General features: G+C 62.2%; 2 protein-coding genes. Both read left to right on the plus strand.

Features of this window, described 5'->3' with window-relative positions:
- The coding region (locus tag NZM16_RS09015; RefSeq protein WP_295480027.1) for a LamG-like jellyroll fold domain-containing protein at positions 1 to 825 on the plus strand (825 nt) is incomplete at its 5' end.
- Between the two features lie 28 nt (positions 826 to 853).
- Positions 854 to 1,618 (plus strand): acyltransferase family protein, encoded by a 765-nt coding sequence (locus tag NZM16_RS09020; protein WP_295480029.1) that lies wholly within the window; start codon positions 854 to 856, stop codon positions 1,616 to 1,618.
- The last annotated feature ends 169 nt before the right edge of the window (positions 1,619 to 1,787 follow it).

The following is a 1,787-nucleotide window of genomic DNA, read 5'->3' on the forward strand; positions in this document are numbered from 1 at the left end:
CGGGGTGGAACCGGGTTTACGCTGTGTGGAACCAGTAATGTGGCGGATGGCCGGTGGCACCACATCGCCGTCACCCGCCGCGCCAGCGATGGGCAGATGCAGATCTTTGTGGACGGACGGCTGGATGCGGAGGGGATCGGGCCGACCGGAGATATCCGGTATCGGGATGGTCGTCTCACATCCTATCCCAATGATCCGTATCTAGTCCTCGGAGCGGAGAAACACGATGTGGATCGCGACATCTATCCTTCTTACAGCGGATGGGTGGATGAGGTGCGCCTTTCGCGGATCGTGCGCTACAACGGGCCGTTCTCGCCTCCTGCCGTGCCGTTCACGCCCGACGCCGACACCCTTGCCCTGTATCATTTCGACGAGGGGCCGGCAGGGCCATGCCAGGGCACCGTGACAGATGCCACGGGCGCTAACCCCGGGCAGTGCCAATATGGATCTGTGGATCGAACGGCTGGCCCGGTCTACAGCTCCGACACACCCTTCGGGATGGTCGCTCCGCCATCGATCCTCAGCGGGCCAGAGGTCTCCGCGCTCGCCACGACGGCCGTTGTGAGCTGGACAACCGACGTGGAGGCCATGGGCGAGGTGCGATGGGGATCCGTCTGTGGGACATGGACCCGATCGCGCCAAAACCCCACACCCACCCGTGCCCATGCCATGGCCCTCGATGGGCTGAGCCCCAGCGCCAGCTACTGCCTTCAAGTTCGATCGGTCAATGCAGGAGGCAGCACGCGGTGGGCACCGGAAGCCGGGCTGGTCTTCACGACGCGTGCGGTGGAGTTCAGGGTTTATCTTTCTTTGGTTTGGAGATAGGAGTTATACCTTTCTTGGCAAAGAGGCGGTGAAGATTCATCGGGCAGTTTACCGCTACGGGGCCAGTTACTTCATTATTTTCATTTCCCCCGCGTGGTGGTTTGTTTTCCTGATCATGCCACTTTATGCGCTCTTCCCCTTCCTGTGGTTGGCCCTGCAACGTTGGGGGCTGCTCCGCTTCTGGATCGGGATGGCGCTGCTCACAGTGGTCAGCCGATGGGCCGGATTCTTCCTGTTACCGGTGGATTGGGAGATGTGGTCCCGTGGACTGTTCTTCCCCTCGCGTCTGGCGGAGTTCGCCCTGGGGATGGGCCTGGCGTGGTGGGCAGCCGGGGAGGCTTCCCGACTGGAGGGGCTGATCCGATCCCCTCACCGCTGGGCGATATTGCTCGTCCTGTATGGGCTGGGCCTAGCCCTGTCCTTCATCCCGCCTGGTGCGATCATCGCTCCTACGCTGATCACCCCGGCGGTAACAGGGCTCCTGGCCGTCCTGGCGCGGGACCTCCTGCCTCGACTGCGGTGGGTAGATAGAGGGCTCTCCTTTTTGGGGAGGCATTCTTACGGCGTAATGGTGTTTCATCAGCCGGTCCTGTGGGCTTTCATTGTGGGGCTCTGGCCTTTTGCCATGTCGCTGACGCTTCGACTGACCCTTACCGGCATAGTGACCGTTCTGGTGCTTATCGGCTCGGCCGCGCTGGAGCGCGGGGTTAACTGGATCTTACGGCAGCGCCTCCTGGCTCAAATTTTCCCACAGCCAGGTTCCTATACGCTCCCGCCCGTTCGCGCTGGTTAAAGAGTCGGAAGGAGCAAAGAAGTGGAGCAAACAGAATGGTGAAACAGAGCCTGCTCATTCGAATCGCATGGCTGGGGCTGATCGCGGGGATAGGGGGGGTCCTGGGGAGGCCTCCGGCGATCGCGAAGGCCCAGGGGCTGCCGCAGGGCAGCTGGGAGAGCTGGACCGT

Origin of the sequence: Thermoflexus sp., assembly GCF_025055495.1 — a bacterium.
GTDB lineage: Bacteria > Chloroflexota > Anaerolineae > Thermoflexales > Thermoflexaceae > Thermoflexus.